The following is a 22,937-nucleotide window of genomic DNA, read 5'->3' on the forward strand; positions in this document are numbered from 1 at the left end:
GTACGAGTAATGAAAAAAGTGAGTATTCTCGCAGCGGCGATTGCAGTGGCTTTAACAGGTTGTGGTAGCGACAGTTCTAATTCAGGTGTCACAACACCGACAGAACCATCAACAACAACCAACAAATTTATCGATGCCGCTGTTGAAGGTATCTACTACAGCACTAGCTCTGGTTCAAAGGGCATCACAAACAGCGAAGGCGAATTTACCGCTAAGTCTGACGATACGGTGACCTTCTTCATTGGTGGTGAAAATGGCTTGAAAGTAGGGGCAGCATCAAACCGTGATGTACTGACACCATTTGAAGCGGCGGGCAAATACGACCGAGCTCTAAATTTAGCAATTCTACTTCAGTCTTTAGATAACCAATTTGGTAGCGCTTCTGATGAAGTACTGACAATTCCAGATGCGTTGCGCGAACCTGATGCTGCGACGTTAGCGAAGATGAAAAACCTAAGTCTAGATGACCGTGATTCTGTTACAGACTTCCTAACAGCGATGGGAGTCACTTCAATTACTAATGAATCTGAAGCATTGGCTCATATGGAGAAAGCATTCGGAGAAAAATCAGGGACTGTTCGCGGCAGCGCTGATGCCAATCCATTTGTAGCGAAAAATGGGCAATTTATTCGCTCAATCATGGTGAGACAGTATGATATTAACGATCCAAACAACCGCCCTAACGACAAAACAATGTTAGTTCACGCTGACAAAATGCTCCCTAAAGCTGTGTTTGAACATACACGTGGCACGCCTTACTTCACTTATCAAGATTCAGCCAATGGTCTTATTGCTGTAAGTGACAGCGACTCTTTATTGTCATACGCAGACGCTGAAAAGTACATCAGCTGTGTATTGGCAGGGAGTTCTGCAGGCTGCAATCAAACAGCTAACCCAGACTTCACCCTAAACGCTCCGTTTTCTTACCTTCTACTTGATAAAAGCAAAGAAAATACCACACCTAAACCAAAGAGTTACGGTTGGGCACCTTTCATTGAAGGGAATCAACAAGTCCTCAACCACTACACGCCAAACAAACTGGAAGATGATCGAGATGAAGGCGATGCAACCCCTTCATACCAATATGAAACTCTTTCAGGTAGCTATGACCCAATTACAAAAATATACACACAAATTCGTTCAAAAACAGAGTTAAGCGACCCATCAAGCGAATCAAGTAAAGCAAAGCGTATCGAAGAAAGTTTGAATTTCTACTATCACGTAGAAACACCTAGTGACGAAAGGTACGTGGATTTCACTGGGTCTTGGGATACCACTCAGATTTGCGCTGATGGACAAAATGCTGTCATGAGAATGGTATTTGATTCTGAGGGCGCTACCGTATCAGGGAAAGAGTGCAATGCAAACTCACCGGCAGATCTTGAAGACTCAGGCAAGAAGTATACCTATAAAGAGCTTGCTGCAATTGACTATTGGTGGTTTAACATTTCAGGACGTGAATCAAAAGCAACACTGACAGATCTAAACTCAGTCGTGCGCTTCTGTGATGATACTGACAATGGTTATATTCCTGGTTCAGGAGATAAATGTCCTGTTGATGCAAATGGTAATAATCAAGAATACATCATTAAATGGGAGTATCAGCCAGCAGGTACTAACTGGGATGAAGGGTTGCTAACTCGCCGTAAAATGACTCCAGACGGATCAACAACAGGCCGTGTTAGCATCATGCAGAAAATCAACTAACCTTTGAGTTAGTTTGATGACTTATTAATAAACCAGAAGCTGAGCTTCTGGTTTTTTCATTTTTAACACACATGAACCTTCAAACAACCATCAACGTAGATACAGAAACAAAGAACTATCGAGAACAACATGGAGTTTGTTATGAATCTACTCATTGAATCATTTGAAGGCGGGATCTACTTGGCTTACCAAATCATTGGCGAGCAAAAGCAGTTAATCAAAGACGACCACCAGCACCCAATGAAGTTTTTGAGTGTTAACCAAGCCCGCGACCACTTCAGTGATCAAGGCGTATCGTCAGCAATGCTGATACACAACAGTGCATACGACGAGATGTGCGGTGAGCATTGTGGTAGCACACAGCCTTTCGAGATTGATTTGAAGTGGAGTTAAATCAACCTCAAATCAATCGCGATAAAAATTGAAAGGCTTGCATCAATGCAAGCCTTTCTTATGGGAGTCACTTTCACTTTTAATCACCTAGATTAGCGCGATGTCCGTTTAAGTCTTCGTTTAATGTTCTGCTCTTTCACTACAAAGTCGAATAGCGGAGCGAACAGGTTGGCGAACAAGATAGCGAGCATAATGCCCTCTGGATAAGCAGGATTGAGCACTCGGATGCCGACCGTCATCACGCCGATCAAAATCCCATAGGCCCATTTACTCTGATTGGTAAACGCGGCAGATACTGGGTCTGTCGCCATGAAGAAGGTACCAAACGCTACACCACCCAACACAAAGTGCCAGTAAAACGGCATCGAAAACATCGAGTTAGTATCCGACCCTATCCAGTTCAGTAAACTCGAGGTCGCCACAAGCCCAACAATCACACCGGCGACAATGCGCCAAGACGCTATCTTCATCACAATCAAAATCAACCCCGTCAGCATGATAAGCAGTGACGACACCTCACCCATCGAACCTGGAATATTACCGATAAAGGCATCCATCCAGGTGATCGCCTCGCCAGTCATATTATTGATGAGTGACGGGCTGCCCCCCTCATACCATTGGCTCAGTGGGGTCGCGCCTGAATAGCCGTCAGCAGCAACCCATACCAACCCACCGGACATGTTGGCGGGATAGGCAAAGTAAAGGAACGCGCGTCCTGCAAGGGCTGGGTTAAGGAAATTTCGCCCTGTGCCGCCGAATAACTCTTTGGCGACAACAATACCAAAGGTGATACCTAACGCGGCTTGCCAAAGCGGGATGGTTGGCGGGAGGATGAGTGCAAACAGCACAGAGCTAACAAAAAAACCTTCATTAACTTCGTGCTTACGAACGACAGCAAACAGTACCTCCCAGACGCCACCTACTACAAACACCGTGGCATAAACGGGTAGGAAATAGAGTGCACCAAGCAACATCTGACTTGCCCAGCCACTTGCCATCAATGACTGCGCATCACCAAATGCCCACGACAGACGCCAGCTACTCTCGATAACCGAGGCAAGTTCATTTAATTGATAACTGGATGTGAGTGCGAGAACGCTTTGGTGTCCGACGCTATACATTCCCCAGAACATTGCCGGGAAGGTCGCCAACCACACCAAAATCATAATGCGCTTTAGGTCAATGCTGTCACGAACATGGGTTATGCCGCGGTTTACGTTTCCGGGTGTATAGAATATTGTCGCGAAAGCTTCATACACTGGGTAGAGCTTTTCGTACTTACCACCGGCTTCAAAGCGTGGAGCCACGTCTTCTAATCGTTTTTTTAAACTCATAATCTCAATCACCTTATTGCTTGAGTTATGGTTTTCTACGCATCAACCGTACTATTTGAACAATTTTTAACGATTTTTAATCAAATTCGTCTTGAAGAACGAGTGTCTAAAAGTCGAACCGATGTTGAAAAAGAGAGGCGTATAAACAACAAAGCCCCAGCAATGGCTGAGGCTTATTTGGTTTGGTAACGGTCGTCGTTACTTAACGCACATCACATTAAGCAATGAAGAACCTTTCAACTGGTTGACGTTACCGTTGGTAAACAGACCTTTCTTATCTGCGCCCCAATAAGGGAGATGCATTGGCCAGTTCTGTTTTTCCATAACCTTTGAGCTCAAGATGCTTTGCCATTGCTTCTCACTCATCAGCTTCATGTTGACCTGATTACACACCAATTCAGCGCTATCGTAATCTAGGCGGCTCCAAGGCTTACCTTGCTCCATGTAGAACTGTTGTTGATGATCTAGAAGGTAAGGAATAGCATATTGGCTACCCGCAATGTCTGCTTTCACGCGAATCTCGATCTCTAGATCATTGTCTGAACTCGCGTTACCGCTTGGTAGCGTCTGAATTGCTGCAGCGCTCGCTACCGCCGCCACTTGCTTAGTAGCCACAGGTTTCGGTGCAGGCTTAGCTTCTACTTTTGCAGGAGCCTTGTGCGTCACCGCTTTTGGCTCTGCTGGTTTTGCCACAATAGGCTGTGATGAGGTTTTCGACTTATCGACCATACGAATAAAGGCTTCACCGTAACCAGAAACCTTACGCACCTGAGCTAGGTCTTTTCTCGCATCAGAGAAGGTAGAATAAGGTCCGATTAAGCAACGGTAGTCTCCGCCTTCCGGCTTCATCCAAACGTTGGTCGAGATCTTCTCATACAGAGGCTTTGCTCGGCTCAGTGACAAAGGCTTGTTCAGCAGGCCACATTGAACCCAAAACAGCTCGTTATCTGAATGACGTTTAGGTGCTTTACTGCCCCACACGCCCTTACCGATCGGACATGATTGCTCTAGCTGTGGTAATTGGTTGGTGCTTGCCTGAGTTGCATCACATAGAACCGACTCTGCATTCACTTGGCTCGATACCAAAAGAGATGCAGCGATAAGTCCCATACGATAATTTCTCGTCACAGCACGACATACAGCATTCATTGTCAATTTCATAACCACCACTTAAACCCTTGCGGGCTAATTATTACCGAATCTATGTCGATAAAACATGAATTCCATTTTAACTATTATTGACACTGTCAATAATACTAAGTTCCAGATCCATTAAGCAAAAAAAGAGCCGTAATTGCTTACGGCTCTTAATTTAGTGACTTTTTTTACTAAAAATCAAACCGGGCTATCACCCTTTATAAATTTTCGGGTTAAACACGTCACGTAACCAGTCGCCTAATAGGTTAATAACGAGAACCAATGTTACCAAAAGCACACCTGGGAATGCTGTGATCCACCATGCTCCTGAGAAAATGTAGTTAAAACCAGTACTGATCAGGGCACCGAGTGATGGTTGGTCTACCGGAAGACCTAAACCTAGGAAAGAAAGTGCCGCTTCTGACATGATGGCATTTGCCACCTGTACCGTAGAGATAACCAAAATCGGTGATAAACAGTTAGGCAGAATATGGCGGAACATGATGCGAGGCGCTCTAAAGCCCATCACACGTGCCGCTTCTACGTACTCTTTCTTCTTCTCTGCCAATACCGATGCACGAATCGTACGAGCATACTGCGGCCATTCAGCAATACCGATGATCACCACCAGCATAACAACCGCATATTGCGCGTAGAAGTCACTACCGAAACTCGCCTTAAAGATGGCCGAGACAATGATCGCAACCATCATGGTTGAGAACGAAAGCTGAACATCGGCAAAACGCATCAGGAAGCTATCAATACGACCACCGAAGTAACCTGCAGACAAGCCAATGATGATACCGAGAGTCAGCTGAAGACCTACCGCTAGGAAACCGATCGTCAATGACAGACGCGAGCCGTAAAGCATCGTAGATAAGATGTCACGACCCTGCTCATCAGTACCCAGTAGGAAGCGTTCTTCGCCGTCTTCCATCCAAGATGGTGGCAACTCAGAATCCATGATGTCGATAGACGTCACGTCATACGGGTCTGTTGGCGCTAGAATAGGTGCCGCTAATGCCATAACAAGGAAAGCTGCAAAGATAGCGAAGCTCACCATTGCCACTTTGTCACGTAAGAAGTAGTACAGAATGTCTGACTGCTTGAATCGCTCCCAACGAGATGGAGCTGTTGTTGTTTGTTCCATGATTATGCTCCTTTCCCTGTGATGTTCACTGTTGGGTTAATGATGCCGTATAGCAGGTCAACAATGGTGTTAGTTACTACGAAGATCAGGCCAACGAAGATAACGTATGCGGTAATCAGTGGTGTATCCACTCGGTTAATCGCTTCAAGGAATAGGAAGCCGGTACCCGGCCACTGGAATACAGTTTCAGTAAGAATGGTGTAAGCCACCATAGTACCGATTTGAACACCGCCTACCGTTAGTACTGGCAGCATTGTGTTTTTCAAAGCGTGTTGGTAGTAAATCTTGTTCAGCGCTAGGCCTTTTGCTTTACCAAACTTGATATATTCAGAGCTAAGAACCTCTAGCATTTCAGAGCGTACTAGACGAATGAACAGAGGCAGCATGATAGATGCTAGAGCAATACTCGGCAGCACTAAGTGTGCAAGGCCATCGAGCGTTAAGAAACCAGACTCCCAGCCAAACCAGTTTGCGGTCTCACCACGTCCAAACGACGGCAGCCAACCTAACTCAATAGAGAATACATACATCAACATGATTGCGGTTAAGAAAACAGGCACAGAAATGCCGATACTACTGCCCGCCATCACCAGTTTAGTGAAGAAGCTTTTTGGGTGTATTGCAGAATAAACGCCAAGTGGAATCGACAGACAAACAATGATCAGAGAAGCGCCGAACACAAGCTCAAGCGTTGCGACTAGTTTATCTAAGATTACGTCCACAGCTGGGCGTTTAAAGAAATATGAAGTACCAAGATCACCTTGTAGAGCTGCGCCCACAAAGCGAGTGTATTTTGTAATGAAGGGATCATTTAAGCCGAGTTCATCACGCAGCGCTTGACGCTCCGATTCTGAAACAGATTGACCGACTAACTCACGCAACGGGTCGCCCAGGTTATCCTGAATGGCAAACGCCACCAAACTGATCACAAACATCACTATCAGTGCCTGAAACAGGCGCTTGACCAGAAACGTAACCATTCCTTGCCCCTTATCTATCCATGACTATCTAGTCGAAATCCGCGACTAGATAACAAAATTCAGTCTTAAAAAAGGTATTTAGCCAGACTGAAGGAAGACCAAATACCGAAACTTAAATCTATATCTTAATAATTTGAGAGCCTGAAAAGCTTCAGGCTCTCGATTCTAGCAAGCTAGATTATTTTACAACTAGGTCGCCGAAGTAAGGCATAACCATTGGGTTTACTACGTCTGCTGCACCTACGTTAGACTTCGCGCCCCACGCTTCACTTTGCCAGTGTAGCGGTACGAATGCTGCGTCGTTGTAAAGTGTTGCTTCAACGCCTTTCAGCATTTCAGCACGCTTAACTGGGTCAGTTTCAGTGTTAGAAGCTTCTACGATCGCATCCATTTCTGGGTTTGAGTAGCCAGAACAGTTGTATTGACCACGGCCAGTCTCTTCGTTACGAGTCATAGTTAGGAACTCGTTGAAGTTAGCTGAATCTTCTGTATCTGAGTGCCAGCCGATCATCATCATGTCTGCTGAACATAGATCAAACTCAGGCCAGTACTGTGCTTTAGGCATAGTTTTAAGATCAACTTTGATACCAATCTTAGACAGCATTGCCGCAGACGCTTGCGCTACTTTCGCATCGTTCACGTAACGGTTGTTTGGAGCCATCATAGTTAGCGTAAAGCCATCTTCGTAGCCCGCTTCTTTCATCAGCTCTTTCGCTTTTTTCAGATCGTAACGAGGAACTAGGTCTTCGTTGTGACCCGCGTAGCCTGTTGGGCTTTGCTGACCAGCTGCTGTTGCGAAGCCTTTCATGATCTTCTTAACGATACCTTCGTTGTTGATTGCGTGAACAATCGCCTGACGAACGCGAACATCTTTAAGTGCTTCGTTGCTGTTTTGGTTCATTTGGAACGTGATGATACGAGTACCAGGTAGCGTCACTAGATCGATGTTCTTAGCGTTTTTAACACGCTTGTGATCGTTTGGTGCTACTGGGTGAATCATATCAACGTCGCCAGAAAGAAGTGCTGCAACACGTGTCGCGTCTTCTTTGATTGGCACAAGTGTTAGCTTGTCTACGTTGCCTTCAGTTTCTGTGTCCCAGTAATCGTTGAAACGCTCGAACGTTACTTTAACGCCTTGCTCACGCTGCGTTACGATAAATGGACCAGTACCTGAAACGTTAGTCGAAGCAAACGAGTTACCGTGCTTAACTAGCTCAGACTTGTCTTTACCTTCCGCTGTTTGGCCAGAGTAGAACTTGCTGTCCATTGGGAAGATGTAAGTTGCTGTTTGTAGTACTAGTGGGTAAGCCGCTTTTGATACTAGCTCAACTGTGTAGTCATCCACTTTTACCATTTTTTCGTATGGCGTGAAGATAGACTTAAAGTCTGGAGAAGCTTGTAGACGTTCAAAAGTCCACACAACATCATCAGCAGTCAGTTCGTTACCAGAGTGGAATTTCACACCTTTACGTAGGTTGAAGCGGAAAGTCGTTTCATCAACACGCTCCCAGCTAGATGCTAGGCGGCCTTCAAAATCCATCTCTTGAGTGAAACGTACTAGAGGGTCAAACACCATGTGAGACATTTGCAGTGTGCCACCAGACAGCTGCTCGTGCGGGTCAAGTGATACTGGGTCAGCTGCGTAGCCAACGGTAATATCTGCTGCTGCTGCACTAAAGCTTAGGCCAGCTGCCATTAAAGCTACTGCTAATTTGCTTTTCATGGTTTTCATTGCATAACTCCTTCATGCGGGAATCCAGATCCCTAGTTGTTGTATTTGCGTCTGTTTATTGTTGTTAGCAAGCTAAACTCCAGCCTGCTGATTTTTATACCGCGGCTTGTGCCACTGCTTTTTCTTCTCTTAAGCCTGTAAATTCAGGCATTAAAGAAATCAGTTGTTTGCTGTATTCATGCTGAGGTGATTGGAACAGCTGCTCCGTTGGCGCAACCTCCAATAATGTCCCCATCTGCATCACACCAACACGGTCACACATTTGGCGAATAACCGGTAGATCGTGACTGATGAACAGCATGGTTAGGTTTAGCTCGTCTTGTAAGTCTTTTAGTAGGTTAAGAATCTGAGCCTGTACCGACACGTCCAGTGCCGATGTTGGTTCATCACAAATCAAAAGACGTGGGCGAGTCGCCAAAGCGCGAGCGATAGAAATACGCTGACGTTGACCACCTGAGAATTCGTGTGGGTACTTCACCCCAGCCATTTTGCCTAAACCCACGTGCTCTAGCAGGTCGTTCACGATCTGACGAGTTTCATTTTCGTTGCGAGTAAGCTTATGGAATCGGATAGGTTCAGCAATGATGTCGAATATCTTCATTCGAGGGTTCATTGATGTGTAAGGGTTTTGGAAAACCATCTGCATTTGACGACGCATAGGGCGACGTTCTTTTTCAGATTTCAGACCAGTAAGATCAACGCCTTCAAACGTTACCTTGCCTGAGTTTGGTGCGTACAAGCCAGCAATCACACGAGCAATCGTTGATTTACCTGAACCTGATTCACCTACTAAACCAAACGTCTCACCTTCATGCACTTCAAAGCTCACGTTGTTTGATGCTTGAACGTACTCACGACGGCTCTCAAAGAAAGAATCTTTGGTAGTAAAGCGTAAGTTTACGTTCTCAACGTTCAACAGAGGGCCAGTGTAATCACGGTGATCTTGGCTTTGACCTAACCAGTGGTTCTTCACATCCAATGGTTCCATCTCTTGTGCTTCTTCGATGTAGCTAACAAGAGGGAAACGATCGAGTTTGCGATCCGAACGAGGAACCGCAGAGATAAGACTGTGTGTATATGGGTGCTCAGGAGTACCCAGAACTTTCGCTGTTGGGCCAAACTCAACTAAGTCACCACGATACATAACGGCTACGCGGTCGGTAACGTTAGATACCACGCCCATGTCGTGCGTGACCAACATGCAACCTACGTTCTTCTTAATACATAGGTCGCGAATCAAACCCAAGATCTGGTCTTGGATAGAAACATCCAGTGCTGTTGTTGGTTCATCTGCGATGATTAGGTCAGGTTCACCTGCCAATGCGATCGCGATAACCACACGCTGACGCATACCGCCAGAGAATTGGTGAGGGTACTGCTTTAAACGGTTTTCTGGTTGTGGGATACCCACTTGGTTCATCAAGTCTAATGAGCGCTGGTAGGCTTCTTGATCCGAAACCTTCATGTTGGCATGAATCGTCTCTTTTAACTGCTGTTCTACTGTGAATAGAGGGTTAAGAGAAGTCATTGGGTCTTGGAAGATAAAACCAATCTTTGAGCCGCGAACAGAACGCATCTGTTCAGGAGATAAACCAGAGACTTTTTCGCCATCCAGAAATACCTCGCCGCTAGCAATGCGGCCAGGAGGGCTCAGCAAATCGATCACAGCATTACCTACTGTTGATTTACCTGCACCAGACTCGCCTACAACACCAACAATCTCACCACGTTCAATGTTGAACGAAAGTGATTTAACTGCGGCGTGAACTCCATGACGAGATGGGTATTCGATACGAAGATTTTTTACTTCTAAAAGTGACATTACCAGACCTCTACTGCTTTGGCAGCTTTCTGCCCTGTCTGCAAAATTGAATCCATTCTTACCAGAATATTGTTCTGATATTTTATACGGTTGACAATTTGGCAAATAATTCACAGAAAAGCAACAAAAATAGGATAAAAAGTCGACATTAAACGCTTAGCAAGCAAAAGTGCCACATAACTATTCACCAAAAGAGCATATAGTAAGAAAAATCAACATTATATTATCGGCAAGAAATACTCACAAACTCCTTACCACTACTTACTTGTAGAGTTAAAGCCGTGCTTCAAAGCAGATCTCACTACCAGTCACTAAAAACAAATAATTATTCCAAAAAACAATTAACACTATAGAAACAAACGCTAATTTTGTTAATTTAAACAAATAAAACAACCAGATAAACGTTAATTAGCCATACATTTAACCATCTGTATTATTTTGGTAAATACAAAACAGACAAACGAAAGGCCTAATAAATCAGAGGAGTTTTTGAACGACCAAATGCGTACAAAGCTGTCAAATTCAGGCCTTAGTGAGCAAATTTAGGGTCAGGTTTCACTTTTCATTAAAGTCTTTAGACCAAACCCATTAATATGTCGAATTATTGAGCACTCCATTTATATAAAATTAGATATAGAACTGTACATTTGATAAAGAAAGCAACTCTGTAGCAGCACCATTATCAAGCAGATCGTTAGGAATCTGTCTTATATAAGAAGGGGAGATAGATGTAAGAAGCCCCGTCATTTCTGACGCGGACGGCTAGTTGAGGCTTCTTAAGTGATCAGTGAAGAGACATTCTTTGAACATCAGGCGAACCCCACTCTGTTCAAGTTATCTAAGTTTCAGATGTAAAAAAGCCCTAGTCTTTTGACTAGGGCTTCTTAAGGTGGTCGGTGAAGAGGGATTCGAACCCCCGACCCTCTGGTCCCAAACCAGATGCGCTACCAAGCTGCGCTATTCACCGAGACGTTTCGTTTGATTTCTCAAACTGGGAACTTCAAAGAAGCTACCAAAATTAATGGGGTGGCTAACGAGATTCGAACTCGCGACCACCGGAATCACAATCCAGGGCTCTACCAACTGAGCTATAGCCACCACTAATTTTTTATATAACCGCTTAAAAGCGATTATTGAAATAGTGGTCGGTGAAGAGGGATTCGAACCCCCGACCCTCTGGTCCCAAACCAGATGCGCTACCAAGCTGCGCTATTCACCGACTAGTTTTTTATCGACTCTTGGGAATAATGAATCAACACTGGAAGCCGAAGCTACCGATATTTTGTAAAGAAAGAATGGGGTGGCTAACGAGATTCGAACTCGCGACCACCGGAATCACAATCCAGGGCTCTACCAACTGAGCTATAGCCACCATTATTTCTTTTTGCCAATTTCTCACTTACCGAAGTAAGAGACCGGATGGCGCGCCTGAAAGGATTCGAACCTTCGGCCTTTGGCTCCGGAGGCCAACGCTCTATCCAGCTGAGCTACAGGCGCATGCCCTGTCGGCGGAGTGGAATAATACGTATATCACCCAATGCCGTCTAGTACTTTTTTAACTTTTTTTTCTGTTTGGTCTCTTTTTCGACAGTTAATATGTGATAAACCCCTTATTTGAGTACTACAACCCGCCACAGCTTATAAGTTGTTGTTTATTGCAACAACTTATCGGGATATAATCACCCATTATTTACATTGGTTTAACAGTTGCTCTTTGCTGGTTAAAGCCAAAACACCCTTCCAACACTATAAATTGGTAAGCATGTACTTACCTTGGGAATGTAAAGTGAGTTTAATGGATATGTCTCGTCGAATTTTAAGCGTTGTCATCGCAGTTTTAACCTTTTCAACTGGCGCAATGGCTGCAGGCCTAAGCGAAGCGGAGCACGATGCAATTGCTGAACGCATCAAACCAGTTGGCCAAGTTTACCTAGTCGGCAGCGAGCCAGTAGCCGCAGAACCAACAGGCCCTCGTGATGGCGCAGCAGTTTACGGTACCTTTTGTATCGCTTGTCACGCATCTGGCGTAAGTGGCGCACCTAAAACAGGTGATGCTGGTGACTGGGGTCCTCGCATTGCTCAAGGTCGCGACATTCTAGCTGACCACGCAATCAACGGCTTCAATGCGATGCCAGCGAAAGGTTCATGTATGGATTGTTCAGACGACGAAATCAAAGATGCTATCGAGCACATGATTGCCGGTCTGTAATTAAAAATGCCAGATTCAGAAAAGGTGACCTCATGGTCACCTTTTTTATTGGCTTCTATATAGTGCGATTAAAGTAGGGCATTACTTCTTGTTGAACATCGCTCGAATATTCGCAATGTGCGCCTGCCCTTTTTCCATTCTTTCTTCAGCGGATTGAGGCTTCTTAACGCTTTCCCACTCCACATCATCGTGCGGCAGCTCATCGAGGAAGCGGCTTTGTGTTGGCTTTATTAATTCACCATATTGACGACGTTCACGACACTTAGTAAAAGTCAGCTCTTTCTGCGCTCGAGTAATCCCCACATACATAAGACGACGTTCTTCTTCTACGTTGCCTTCATCGACACTGGTTTGGTGCGGCAAGATGCCCTCTTCTGCACCCATCAGGAATACATATGGGAACTCTAGACCTTTCGATGCATGCAATGTCATTAATTGGACTTGATCTGCATCGTCATCATCCTCACCACGCTCCATCATATCGCGCAGCGTTAAACGTTGAACCACCTCGCGCAGGGTTTTCTCTTCTTTATCGTAGTTGTCACCCTCAAGATCGGCCACAATCCAGCTATACAGATCAGAGACGTTCTTCATTCGCATTTCAGCGGCTTTAGGGCTCGCTGAGGTTTCGTACAACCAATCTTCGTAGTTGATGTCACGAACCAAAGAACGAACGGCTTCAACCGTATTACCACGCTCGGCATTGTCTGAGATACGAACAATCCAGTCACCGAAGCGGCGCAAATTTTCTAAACCACGCCCCGTCAGTGTCTGCTCTAAGCCCATCTCGAAGCTGGCCTCAAACAAGCTCTTACCACGCATATTGGCATAGCTACCTAGCTTTTCTAGCGTAACCGGGCCTATCTCACGGCGAGGCGTGTTTACAATACGCAGGAAGGCGTTGTCATCATCAGGGTTCACCAACACTCGTAGGTAAGCCATGATGTCTTTAATTTCGGCTCTAGCGAAGAAAGAGGTTCCGCCAGAGATCTTGTAGGGCACGCGGTTCTGCATCAGCGCTTTTTCAATTAAGCGCGATTGGTGGTTACCACGGTAAAGCACCGCGTAATCTTTGTACTCAGTACGGTTCAAAAACTTGTGGGCGATGATCTCGCCGGTAATACGCTCTGCTTCATGCTCTTCATTCTTAGCATTCAGTACCTTGAGCTTTTCACCGTCTGGGATCTCTGAGAACAGTGACTTTTCATAAACGTGTGGGTTGTTGGCGATCAAGATGTTCGCCGCACGTAAGATTCGACTGGTTGAACGATAGTTTTGCTCGAGTTTGATCAAACGAAGATTCGGATAGTCCTCACCCAGCAACACCAAGTTTTGCGGTTTTGCACCACGCCATGAATAGATAGATTGGTCATCGTCACCAACTACTGTCAAGCGACCACGCTCTCCCACCAGTAAACGAACCAACTCATATTGGCTGGTGTTGGTATCTTGGTATTCATCGACCAGTAAATAGCGGATACGCGACTGCCAGCGCTCACGCACCTCTTGATTGGTTTTCAGTAGTAATACAGGCATCGCGATCAGATCATCAAAATCGAGTGCGTTGTATGCCTTCATCTGTTTCTGGTACATCTCAAAACAGAATGCAAACAACTGCTCTTGTTCGCCTTGAGCACGTGCTTTCGCCTGATCTGGCGTCAGCATGTCATTTTTCCAATTCGAAATGGTGCTCATTAAAGCGCGTAGCAAATCCTTATCACCATCGATCTGTCTCTCTGTTAACTCTTTTAACAAAGCTAACTGGTCTTGGTCATCAAACAGAGAGAAACCCGCTTTCAAACCCAGCGCTTTGTATTCACGGCGAATGATGGTTAAGCCCATGGTATGAAAAGTCGAAACAATCAGCCCTTTCGATTCGCCCTTACCTAGAGTTTGCCCAACACGCTCTTTCATCTCGCGTGCCGCTTTATTAGTAAAGGTCACCGCCGCAATATTACGCGCCTTATAGCCACATTCCTGAACCAGATAAGCAATTTTATTGGTGATAACACGTGTTTTACCGGATCCAGCGCCCGCTAATACTAAGCAGGGGCCCGAAACATATTTCACGGCTTCATCTTGTCTTGGGTTCAGTTTCATTTGATTCTCAGTTTGGTCTAGAGGGGCGAATTCAATTGCGCGCCTATAATAATGCTGCAACAGCACGAATGCTACGTTCTCTTATACAAGATTTTTACGCTGATTATGTAAAACTTTGTTGCACATGTGTGTGGTTATTAGGCTATAATGAATGAACGTTCATTCATTGGTGGTTGAAATATGACAACTCATGCACCTCGGGATAAACGCCAGCAAATACTTTCTGCAGCTGAAAAGCTAATTGCAGAGGTCGGTTTCCAAGGCCTTTCAATGCAAAAATTAGCCAAAGAAGCGGGAGTGGCTGCAGGCACTATCTATCGCTACTTCGATGATAAAGAGCATTTGATAGAAGATGTTCGAATGCTCGTGACTCAAAGAGTAGCTGATGCTGTTCAACAAGGGGTTAATGATTCGGATCCAATTAAACAACGCTACCGTACTATGTGGTTGAACATATGGAACTTAGCAGGAACGAATTTAGCCGCAATAAAAAATCGGGTTCAGTATGACTCTCTACCCATCACAAATAGCCTAAACTTCAGGGAACTAGAACGTAAAATGTTTGCCCAAGTTGAGCTGCTATTTAATGAGGGGAAAGAACAAGGATTGTTTAAACCACTTAACAATGAAGTATTAGGTGGATTGAGCTTGGCGGCTAGTGTTTCTCTAGCACGCAAGCATTCTTTAGGATTTTACCAACTTGATGAGGCAGAACTAGAATCTGCAATCGAAGCCAGTTGGGACGCAATAATTAAACACTAGATCGGAGTTTTGACCATAATGAAAAAGTGGACTTTCTTCATGTTACTCATCGCTGTACTACTTTTCGGCAGCGTTATTGGGTTTAACATGTTCAAACAACAAAAAATTGCTGAGTATATGGCCAACCGCCCTGAACCAGAGTTTCCAGTAACGGTAACTGAAGTTCAGCCGATCGACTGGGTTCCAGTGATTGAAGCTATCGGCTTCATCGAACCTAACCAAGGTGTGACACTAGCGAACGAAACCAGCGGTGTTATCGATCAAATTTCTTTCGAATCAGGTACTGAGGTTAAAAATGACCAACAACTGATCCGCCTTGATTCTGATGTAGAGAAAGCCAATCTAAAAAGCTCTGAGGCACGCTTACCGGCTGCTGAAGCTAAATACAAGCGCTACCAAGGGCTATTCAAGAAAGGCTCTATTTCTAAAGAAGCGTACGATGAAGCAGAAGCTAACTACTTCTCTCTTTCAGCTGATATTGAAAGCCTTAAAGCATCGATTGCCCGTCGCGAGATCCGCGCTCCGTTTGACGGCACTGTCGGTATTCGTAATGTGTATCTAGGCCAATACCTACAATCTGGCACTGACATCGTTCGCCTAGAAGACACCAGTGTTATGCGCCTACGCTTCACTATTTCTCAAAATGACATCTCTCGTATTGAGGTTGGTCAGGCGATCGACATCTTCGTTGATGCATACCCAGAAAAACCGTTTAAAGGTTCTATTAGTGCCATTGAGCCTGCGGTTAGCATCCAAAGTGGTCTTATCCAAGTACAAGCCGATATCCCAAACAACGATGGTAAGTTACGTAGCGGTATGTTTGCGCGCGCTAACATCATTCTACCTAAACTAGCAAACCAAGTGACACTGCCTCAGACGGCCATCACTTTCACACTTTACGGTGACAATGTTTATATTTTACGTGAAGAAGATGGTGTGCAGCGTGTGAAACAACAAGTGGTGAAAGTAGGTGAACGTACAGAAAGTATTGCTCACATACTGGAAGGCGTAGAGCCTGGCGATGTTGTCGTGACAACGGGTCAAGTTCGTTTAAGTAACAATGCTAAAGTTCGAGTTGTAGAAAGTGATGCAACGACGCCGCCAGCTGAAACACCAATGCTGTAATTGGAGGAATCATGCGCTTTACTGATGTTTTTATTAAACGTCCAGTTCTGGCTATTTCAATCAGCTTTTTGATCGCATTGCTTGGCTTCCAAGCAATCTTCAAAATGCAGGTTCGTGAATACCCAGACATGACAAATACGATCGTGACGGTCACGACGAGCTATTACGGTGCCAGTGCCGATCTGATCCAAGGCTTTATAACTCAGCCATTAGAACAAGCGATCGCTCAAGCCGATAATATTGATTATATGACGTCGCAGTCCGTACTCGGTAGCTCGACTATTACGGTCAATATGAAGCTCAATACCGACCCGAATGCCGCGCTGTCTGACATACTGGCCAAGACTAACTCGGTACGTTCTCAGCTTCCTAAAGAAGCCGAAGATCCAACCGTAACTATGTCTACCGGTTCAACAACGGCGGTACTCTACATTGGTTTTACGAGTGATGAACTCTCTGCAAGCCAAATTACCGACTACCTTGAGCGAGTGGTTAACCCACAACTGTTTACCGTTAATGGCGTATCAAAGGTCGACTTGTACGGCGGGATCAAATACGCATTACGTGTATGGCTTGATCCTTCCAAAATGGCAGCATTAAACCTGACAGCCACTGACGTGATGACGGTGCTTAATGCAAACAACTACCAATCAGCAACTGGCCAAGCAATTGGTGAGTTTATGCTGTACAACGGCAGTGCCAATACCCAAGTAACCAATACCGATGAATTAGAAAGGTTGGTGGTCAAAACCAGTCAAAATGGCGGTTCTATTGTTCGCTTAGGTGATATTGCTAAGGTTTCACTAGAAAAAAGCCACGATGTGGTTCGCGCAAGTGCTAATGGCAAACAAACGGTTGTAACCGCCATCAATGCAGCGCCAAGTGCTAACCCGATCAACATTGCTGCTGATGTTATGCAGCTGTATCCTGAGTTGGAGCGAAACCTACCAAGCAATATCAGCATGAATATCATGTATGACTCAACCATTGCGATTAATGAATCCATTCAAGAGGTTATACACACGATTGTTGAAGCCGCGCTGATTGTATTAGTGGTTATCACGCTATTCTTAGGCTCATTGCGTGCGGTTATCATTCCTATCGTAACCATCCCTTTATCGCTGGTTGGTGTTGCGATGGTGATGCAAGTCATGGGTTTCTCATGGAACTTAATGACGCTACTGGCGATGGTATTAGCAATCGGTCTAGTGGTTGATGATGCAATCGTAGTACTGGAAAACGTCGATCGACACGTCAAATTGGGGGAATCTCCTTTCAGGGCTGCCATCATTGGTACCCGTGAAATTGCAGTACCGGTTATTGCAATGACACTGACATTGGGCGCGGTTTATGCCCCTATCGCAATGATGGGTGGTATCACAGGCTCGCTGTTTAAAGAGTTCGCATTAACCCTCGCTGGCGCGGTATTTGTTTCTGGAATCATCGCTTTAACACTGTCTCCAATGATGTGTTCAAAGCTGCTAAAAGAAAATGCACAGCCGAGTAAGTTTGAACTGAAGGTACACAGCGTACTTGATCGTATGACAGGCCGTTACTCTAAGATGCTGCATGCGATCATGGATCATCGTCCGGTTATCATTGGCTTTGCGGTCATTGTATTTTTAAGCTTGCCGATGCTGTTTAAATTCATCCCAAGTGAACTTGCCCCTGCAGAAGATAAAGGGGTGGTGATGATGATTGGTACTGGTCAATCAACGGCTAACCTAGACTACCTAAGTAACACGATGGATGACGTGAGCGGTATCTTGGTGACCCAGCCTGAAATCCAATACGCTCAATCCTTCACTGGTGTACCAAACTCAAACCAAGCATTTGGTATTGCCTCAATGGTGCCATGGAGTGAGCGCACGGCTAGCCAATCTGAGGTAACGAACCGTATCAGTGGATTGCTACAAGATATCCCAGGCATGGCAGTAACCGCGTTCCAAATGCCAGAGTTGCCGGGTGCCGGTTCTGGTCTACCACTCCAGTTTGTGATTACCACACCAAGCAGCTTTGAGAGCTTATTCGCTATCGCAACCGATATTTTAACGGATGTGAAAGATAGCCCTCTCTTTGTCTACTCTGACCTTGATTTGAACTACGATTCAGCAACGATGAAGATTCAAATTGATAAAGATATGGCGGGCGCTTATGGGGTAACGATGCAAGATATCGGTGTCACCCTAAGCACCATGATGTCGGATGGTTACGTTAACCGTATTGACCTCAACGGTCGTTCTTATGAAGTGATCCCTCAGGTTGAGCGTAAGTTCCGCTTAAACCCAGAGTCAATGAATCATTACTACGTTCGAGCCAGCAATGGTGATGCTGTTCCTCTCGGTAGCTTGGTAACAATTGATGTGGTGGCAGAGCCTCGCTCTCTTCCTCACTTCAACCAGTTGAACTCAGCGACGGTCGGTGCGGTTCCTATGCCGGGCGCGGCGATGGGTGATGCGGTAAACTGGTTTGAAAACATTGCCCAAACCAAATTACCTGCAGGCTATAACCATGACTACATGGGTGAGTCGCGTCAGTTTGTAACAGAAGGCAGCGCACTGTATGTGACGTTCGGTTTAGCACTGGCGATCATCTTCTTGGTTCTGGCGATTCAATTTGAGTCGTTAAAAGATCCATTGGTTATCATGGTGTCGGTGCCACTCGCAATATGTGGTGCATTGATTGCGCTCGCTTGGGGCGCAGCGACGATGAACATCTACTCGCAAGTGGGGCTGATTACCTTGGTTGGTCTGATTACCAAGCACGGTATCTTGATCTGTGAGGTAGCAAAAGAAGAGCAGCTGCATAATAAATTATCACGCAAAGAGGCGGTTATGGAGGCGGCAAGGGTACGTCTACGTCCAATCCTAATGACAACAGCGGCGATGATTGCAGGCCTGATCCCATTGATGTACGCCACGGGTGCAGGTGCAGCTCAGCGCTTTAGTATCGGTATTGTTATCGTTGCTGGTCTGGCGATTGGTACGCTGTTTACGCTGTTTGTTCTGCCGGTTATTTATAGCTACTTAGCCGAAAAACATAAACCAATTCCAGTTTTCCTCGAAGATAAAGATCTCGAGAAGCTGGCCCGTGTTGATGAAGCAAAAGCGGCGCACAGAGAATTAGCTAACAATAAGTAATTTCCCTGTCGTATTAACAATAAAAAGGCTACTTCGGTGGCCTTTTTTTGTACGCCATAGGCGACATCTTTGATGTGATTAAATAGAATAGTGATAAATATTCAGGAGTTTTAATTGATATGTTTGATCCAAAAAAACTAGAGCAAATTGCTAAGCAGATCCACGATTCTATGCCTCAACCAGTAAAAGAGCTTGGTTCAGACGTAGACCAAAAAGTTCGCCAAGTTATCCAAGGCCAACTCAACAAGCTAGACGTTGTGAGCCGTGAAGAGTTTGATGTTCAAACACAAGTACTGCTTCGCACTCGCCAGAAGCTCACTGAAATGGAACAAAAACTGGCTGAACTAGAAGCAAAGCTTTCAGACAAATAGTCATTTTTTTCAATCAGTTCAAGTTCGAATAAAGGCTTACCTTCGGGTAAGCCTTTATTTTTTCCTCAATCTATCAAGCCTTCACCGGTAAAATAGTTGCAAGCATAAAAAAGCCCCGAACAAATGTTCAGGGCTATTTTTATTCAGTGATGAACTGGAAGATTAACCGCCAACAGCGATACGCTTCATGTCGCTCATGTAGCTACGTAGCTCTTCACCAATGTATTCTACAGGGTGGTTACGGATAGCTTCGTTTACTTCAATTAGCTTAGCGTTATCAACTTGGTTAGATGTCTCACCTAGACCACGGCCGATGACGTCCGTTGCTACTGAAGGCATGAACTTCTCACGTAGTAGCGGTGTTGCTACGTTAGCGAATAGGTAGTTACCGTACTCAGCAGTATCAGAGATTACAACGTTCATTTCGTAAAGACGCTTACGAGCAACTGTGTTTGCGATTAGTGGAAGCTCATGTAGAGATTCGTAGTAAGCAGACTCATCAATGATGCCTGATGCCGTCATAGCTTCGAATGCTAGCTCAACACCGGCACGAACCATAGCAACCATTAGGATACCGTTGTCGAAGTACTCTTGCTCTGAGATTTCTACGTCAGAAGCTGGGTAGTTTTCGAATGCAGTTTCGCCTGTCTCTTCACGCCAGCCTAGTAGGTTCACGTCATCGTTCGCCCAGTCAGCCATCATTGTGCTAGAGAAGTGACCAGAGATGATGTCATCCATGTGCTTGTTGTAAAGCGGACGCATTAGGTCTTTAAGCTCTTCAGAAAGCTCAAACGCTTTAACTTTAGCCGGGTTAGATAGGCGATCCATCATGTGAGTTACGCCACCAAACTTAAGTGCTTCAGTAATCGTTTCCCAACCGTATTGTAGAAGCTTGCCTGCGTAGCCAGGTTCGATGCCATCAGCAATCATCTTCTCGTAAGATACGATAGAACCCGCTTGTAGCATGCCACAAAGGATAGTTTGCTCACCCATCAGGTCAGATTTAACTTCTGCTACGAAAGAAGACTCTAGGCAACCTGCACGGTGACCACCAGTACCTGCAGCCCAAGCTTTAGCGATATCCCAACCTTCGCCTTTAGGGTCGTTTTCTGGGTGAACAGCGATAAGTGTTGGTACACCGAAGCCACGTTTGTACTCTTCGCGAACTTCAGAGCCAGGACACTTAGGTGCAACCATTACTACAGTAAGGTCAGCACGTAATTGCATGCCTTCTTCCACAACGTTGAAGCCGTGAGAGTAACCAAGAGCAGCGCCTTGCTTCATTAGAGGCATTACTGTTTCAACAACGTTTGTGTGTTGCTTATCAGGAGTAAGGTTGATTACTAGGTCTGCTTGAGGGATTAGCGTTTCGTAGCTACCCACAACAAAGCCGTTTTCATCAGCATTTTTGAATGATTGACGCTTTTCATCAATTGCCGCTTGGCGTAGAGCGTAAGATACGTCTAGACCAGAATCACGCATATTTAGACCTTGGTTTAGGCCTTGAGCACCACAACCAACAATTACGATTTTCTTACCTTCAAGGTATTCAGCTTCTGTCGCGAATTCTTCACGATCCATAAAGCGGCAACGACCTAATTGGTCTAGTTGTTCACGAAGGTTTAATGTATTGAAATAGTTAGCCATTCTAGGGCACTCCTTTAAAAATAAGTCCGTAAGGTCGATATCTCTCTATCGAATGACTTCATACTAAAACAGACACTCCGTTGCTGAAAGTGATATATTCACAATTAGTTATTGCAATAAATGCAACATGGAAACGATCGCAGAACATGAACATAAAATCTCTACAATTATTTATACATTTATGCGACAGCAAGAGTTTCAGCAAAACCGCTGCTGCTATGCACGTCAGTCCTTCAGCGCTGAGCCGTCAGATACAAAAGCTTGAAGAGGAAACAGGACAAGAACTGCTAATCAGAGACAACCGCAGTGTTGATCTTACCCCAGCAGGAAAACACCTATTGCCTGTAGCATTGAGCATCGTGGGAGAGTGGCAGCAATATAACCTTCACCTGAAGGGCGGAGAGCAAGAACTTAAAGGTGAGATCCGTATATTTTGTTCAGTAACGGCTAGCTACAGTCACCTACCTGAACTCATAACCGAATTTAGGGCTATTCATCCGTATATTGAATTTAAGCTCTCTACTGGTGATCCAGCTCAATCCATCGACAAGATCTTAAACGATGAAGCGGATATCGCGATTTCAGCAAAGCCAGACATCCTTCCTTCAAGGTTAGAATTCGAAACCATCAGCGATATTCCACTGTCAGTCATCATTCCATCTGGTGTGAGTAGCTTTAGCCAACAACTGCAATCCGATAAGCCAAACTGGAATGAAGTGCCCTTTATCATCCCAGAAGCAGGAACAGCGCGTGAACGAGCCAATGCATGGTTTAAAAAGATGAAGATAAAACCCAACATATACGCGCAAGTTTCTGGCCATGAGGCGATTGTAAGTATGGTGGCACTAGGATGTGGAGTTGGCATCGCACCTGATGTGGTCATAAACAACAGTCCAGTAAGAGATAAAGTTAGCCGCTTAAAGATAGAACCTATCAAGCCATTTGAGTTAGGCGTATGTTGTAAGCGAGCACAGCTAGATAACCCTCTAATTCGAGCGTTCTGGCAAGTTGCAGAAGGGAAATATTTAGCGGACTAGTCGTCATTGTTTTAAATACAAAAAAGGGAAGAGCACGTCAGTGCCCTTCCCCTTTTATTTATGTATATCGCAGATAAGAAAAAAGCCCGCTGATTTCTCAGCGGGCTTTCTAATGGTGGTGGAGGGATAGGGATTTGAACCCTAGAACCGCTATTAACGGTTGCCGGTTTTCAAGACCGGTGCTTTCGACCACTCAGCCATCCCTCCAAAAAATTGTCATCAACAGATTAGTACACTGTAGATGTTGTTACATGTATACACAGGTAACGATATTTAAAGCCTGGCGATGTC

16 protein-coding genes and 6 tRNA genes are annotated in these 22,937 nt (G+C 45.1%); 8 read left to right on the plus strand and 14 right to left on the minus strand.

Going from position 1 to position 22,937, the window contains the following annotated elements; translation table 11 throughout:
• The first annotated feature begins 9 nt into the window (after positions 1-9).
• Complete coding sequence (locus AB4482_RS18655) at positions 10-1,707, plus strand: hypothetical protein (protein ID WP_372128495.1); 1,698 nt, start codon at positions 10-12, stop codon at positions 1,705-1,707.
• 141 nt (positions 1,708-1,848) lie between these two features.
• A complete protein-coding gene (locus AB4482_RS18660) occupies positions 1,849-2,100 on the plus strand; it encodes a DUF6482 family protein (RefSeq protein ID WP_372074895.1) in 252 nt (83 codons plus the stop codon).
• Between the two features lie 92 nt (positions 2,101-2,192).
• Here the strand turns inward: AB4482_RS18660 and AB4482_RS18665 are convergent, their stop codons facing one another.
• The 11 genes from AB4482_RS18665 to AB4482_RS18715 all read right to left on the minus strand — a co-directional run bounded on the left by AB4482_RS18665 (position 2,193) and on the right by AB4482_RS18715 (position 11,752).
• Entirely contained in the window at positions 2,193-3,434 is a 1,242-nt protein-coding gene (locus AB4482_RS18665) for an NADH:ubiquinone reductase (Na(+)-transporting) subunit B (RefSeq protein WP_372074896.1), read from the minus strand.
• A gap of 198 nt (positions 3,435-3,632) precedes the next feature.
• Positions 3,633-4,595: an SPOR domain-containing protein gene (locus tag AB4482_RS18670; protein WP_029235875.1), complete on the minus strand. Its 963-nt coding sequence runs from the start codon at positions 4,593-4,595 to the stop codon at positions 3,633-3,635.
• 187 nt (positions 4,596-4,782) lie between these two features.
• The gene (locus AB4482_RS18675) at positions 4,783-5,721 is read right to left on the minus strand and encodes an ABC transporter permease (protein ID WP_017060135.1); all 939 of its coding nucleotides are present in this window, start codon (positions 5,719-5,721) and stop codon (positions 4,783-4,785) included.
• Positions 5,722-5,723: 2 nt separating this feature from the next.
• A complete protein-coding gene (locus tag AB4482_RS18680) occupies positions 5,724-6,701 on the minus strand; it encodes an ABC transporter permease (RefSeq protein WP_017060134.1) in 978 nt (325 codons plus the stop codon).
• Between the two features lie 178 nt (positions 6,702-6,879).
• Positions 6,880-8,433: an ABC transporter substrate-binding protein gene (locus AB4482_RS18685; protein ID WP_017060133.1), complete on the minus strand. Its 1,554-nt coding sequence runs from the start codon at positions 8,431-8,433 to the stop codon at positions 6,880-6,882.
• 94 nt (positions 8,434-8,527) lie between these two features.
• Positions 8,528-10,255, minus strand: coding sequence for an ABC transporter ATP-binding protein (locus AB4482_RS18690; protein WP_017060132.1), 1,728 nt, complete (start codon positions 10,253-10,255; stop codon positions 8,528-8,530).
• An 890-nt stretch (positions 10,256-11,145) separates the two neighbouring features.
• Positions 11,146-11,222: transfer RNA gene (locus AB4482_RS18695), tRNA-Pro, on the minus strand.
• A 55-nt stretch (positions 11,223-11,277) separates the two neighbouring features.
• Positions 11,278-11,353, minus strand: a tRNA-His gene (locus AB4482_RS18700).
• A gap of 44 nt (positions 11,354-11,397) precedes the next feature.
• Positions 11,398-11,474, minus strand: a tRNA-Pro gene (locus tag AB4482_RS18705).
• A 77-nt stretch (positions 11,475-11,551) separates the two neighbouring features.
• Positions 11,552-11,627: transfer RNA gene (locus AB4482_RS18710), tRNA-His, on the minus strand.
• 48 nt (positions 11,628-11,675) lie between these two features.
• Positions 11,676-11,752, minus strand: a tRNA-Arg gene (locus AB4482_RS18715).
• 298 nt (positions 11,753-12,050) lie between these two features.
• Here AB4482_RS18715 and AB4482_RS18720 point away from each other — a divergent pair.
• A complete protein-coding gene (locus AB4482_RS18720; protein WP_017063036.1) occupies positions 12,051-12,464 on the plus strand; it encodes a cytochrome c5 family protein in 414 nt (137 codons plus the stop codon).
• An 81-nt stretch (positions 12,465-12,545) separates the two neighbouring features.
• Here the strand turns inward: AB4482_RS18720 and rep are convergent, their stop codons facing one another.
• A complete protein-coding gene (gene rep / locus AB4482_RS18725) occupies positions 12,546-14,564 on the minus strand; it encodes a DNA helicase Rep (protein WP_017061960.1) in 2,019 nt (672 codons plus the stop codon).
• A 180-nt stretch (positions 14,565-14,744) separates the two neighbouring features.
• On the opposite strand from rep, the gene AB4482_RS18730 reads away from it, so the two are divergent.
• From AB4482_RS18730 to ubiK, 4 genes are all read left to right on the plus strand, one after another.
• Positions 14,745-15,326 carry a TetR/AcrR family transcriptional regulator gene (locus AB4482_RS18730; protein ID WP_017061961.1) on the plus strand — a complete coding sequence of 194 codons (582 nt, stop codon included), beginning with the start codon at positions 14,745-14,747 and terminating at the stop codon, positions 15,324-15,326.
• Positions 15,327-15,344: 18 nt separating this feature from the next.
• Positions 15,345-16,451, plus strand: a complete 1,107-nt coding sequence (locus AB4482_RS18735; protein WP_017061962.1) for an efflux RND transporter periplasmic adaptor subunit — start codon at positions 15,345-15,347, stop codon at positions 16,449-16,451.
• A gap of 11 nt (positions 16,452-16,462) precedes the next feature.
• A complete protein-coding gene (locus tag AB4482_RS18740; protein WP_017061963.1) occupies positions 16,463-19,591 on the plus strand; it encodes a multidrug efflux RND transporter permease subunit in 3,129 nt (1,042 codons plus the stop codon).
• 119 nt (positions 19,592-19,710) lie between these two features.
• Positions 19,711-19,962 carry a ubiquinone biosynthesis accessory factor UbiK gene (gene ubiK / locus AB4482_RS18745; RefSeq protein ID WP_017061964.1) on the plus strand — a complete coding sequence of 84 codons (252 nt, stop codon included), beginning with the start codon at positions 19,711-19,713 and terminating at the stop codon, positions 19,960-19,962.
• A 162-nt stretch (positions 19,963-20,124) separates the two neighbouring features.
• Here ubiK and ilvC read toward each other — a convergent pair whose 3' ends face one another.
• Positions 20,125-21,609 (minus strand): ketol-acid reductoisomerase, encoded by a 1,485-nt coding sequence (gene ilvC / locus AB4482_RS18750; RefSeq protein WP_017061965.1) that lies wholly within the window; start codon positions 21,607-21,609, stop codon positions 20,125-20,127.
• 146 nt (positions 21,610-21,755) lie between these two features.
• On the opposite strand from ilvC, the gene ilvY reads away from it, so the two are divergent.
• Positions 21,756-22,646: an HTH-type transcriptional activator IlvY gene (gene ilvY / locus AB4482_RS18755; protein ID WP_017061966.1), complete on the plus strand. Its 891-nt coding sequence runs from the start codon at positions 21,756-21,758 to the stop codon at positions 22,644-22,646.
• Between the two features lie 116 nt (positions 22,647-22,762).
• On the opposite strand, the gene AB4482_RS18760 is transcribed toward ilvY, so the two are convergent.
• Positions 22,763-22,853: transfer RNA gene (locus AB4482_RS18760), tRNA-Ser, on the minus strand.
• Positions 22,854-22,937: the final 84 nt, after the last annotated feature.

The organism is Vibrio sp. 10N.222.55.C7 (assembly GCF_041473335.1).
Lineage (GTDB): Bacteria > Pseudomonadota > Gammaproteobacteria > Enterobacterales > Vibrionaceae > Vibrio > Vibrio crassostreae_C.

Coding starts and splice junctions, on each gene's coding strand:
- AB4482_RS18655 (WP_372128495.1), top strand. CDS start 10: ATGAAAAAAGTGAGTATTCTCGCAGCGGCGATTGCAGTGGCTTTAACA.
- AB4482_RS18660 (WP_372074895.1), top strand. CDS start 1,849: ATGAATCTACTCATTGAATCATTTGAAGGCGGGATCTACTTGGCTTAC.
- AB4482_RS18665 (WP_372074896.1), bottom strand. CDS start 3,434: ATGAGTTTAAAAAAACGATTAGAAGACGTGGCTCCACGCTTTGAAGCC.
- AB4482_RS18670 (WP_029235875.1), bottom strand. CDS start 4,595: ATGAAATTGACAATGAATGCTGTATGTCGTGCTGTGACGAGAAATTAT.
- AB4482_RS18675 (WP_017060135.1), bottom strand. CDS start 5,721: ATGGAACAAACAACAACAGCTCCATCTCGTTGGGAGCGATTCAAGCAG.
- AB4482_RS18680 (WP_017060134.1), bottom strand. CDS start 6,701: ATGGTTACGTTTCTGGTCAAGCGCCTGTTTCAGGCACTGATAGTGATG.
- AB4482_RS18685 (WP_017060133.1), bottom strand. CDS start 8,433: ATGAAAACCATGAAAAGCAAATTAGCAGTAGCTTTAATGGCAGCTGGC.
- AB4482_RS18690 (WP_017060132.1), bottom strand. CDS start 10,255: ATGTCACTTTTAGAAGTAAAAAATCTTCGTATCGAATACCCATCTCGT.
- AB4482_RS18720 (WP_017063036.1), top strand. CDS start 12,051: ATGGATATGTCTCGTCGAATTTTAAGCGTTGTCATCGCAGTTTTAACC.
- rep (WP_017061960.1), bottom strand. CDS start 14,564: ATGAAACTGAACCCAAGACAAGATGAAGCCGTGAAATATGTTTCGGGC.
- AB4482_RS18730 (WP_017061961.1), top strand. CDS start 14,745: ATGACAACTCATGCACCTCGGGATAAACGCCAGCAAATACTTTCTGCA.
- AB4482_RS18735 (WP_017061962.1), top strand. CDS start 15,345: ATGAAAAAGTGGACTTTCTTCATGTTACTCATCGCTGTACTACTTTTC.
- AB4482_RS18740 (WP_017061963.1), top strand. CDS start 16,463: ATGCGCTTTACTGATGTTTTTATTAAACGTCCAGTTCTGGCTATTTCA.
- ubiK (WP_017061964.1), top strand. CDS start 19,711: ATGTTTGATCCAAAAAAACTAGAGCAAATTGCTAAGCAGATCCACGAT.
- ilvC (WP_017061965.1), bottom strand. CDS start 21,609: ATGGCTAACTATTTCAATACATTAAACCTTCGTGAACAACTAGACCAA.
- ilvY (WP_017061966.1), top strand. CDS start 21,756: ATGAACATAAAATCTCTACAATTATTTATACATTTATGCGACAGCAAG.